This window comes from Stenotrophomonas maltophilia group sp. RNC7 (assembly GCF_030910085.1).
In the GTDB taxonomy this organism is placed as follows: domain Bacteria; phylum Pseudomonadota; class Gammaproteobacteria; order Xanthomonadales; family Xanthomonadaceae; genus Stenotrophomonas; species Stenotrophomonas sepilia.
Genome location: NZ_JAVFVN010000349.1, coordinates 1 through 361 on the forward strand (window position 1 = coordinate 1; position 361 = coordinate 361).

General features: G+C 30.5%; 1 protein-coding gene. It reads right to left on the bottom strand.

Features of this window, described 5'->3' with window-relative positions:
* A partial coding sequence (locus RCF13_RS05890) for a ParB N-terminal domain-containing protein (RefSeq protein ID WP_308140949.1) occupies nucleotides 1-361 on the bottom strand: 361 nt, incomplete at both ends.

Here is a 361-nt window from a genome sequence, read left to right on the forward strand (position 1 = left end):
CTTCTAGCTCTTCTTCTGTGAATCCGGCATCTTTAAACCAGTCAATAGAATATTCTATATTAACTGGTTGAAGCTGAGTGTTAATAGATATTCTTTTTAAATTAAAATATAGTGCACACGCTAATCTGTGCGATCCATCCACTAATTGTAAATTTGGATCTACTAAAATACTACTATCTTTACTAAAGCCATTTCTCTCTATGCTTTTTATAAGTTCTTTAAATCTATCTATATCGTGAATTTTTTGTCCCCTTGCCCTCTGCATCTTATCATATAGCCTAAATCCACAATTATTTTCTCCATAATATTCTTCAATTGCCAAATATCTAACTATAGTATCCATACGATTAAATATGTTTTC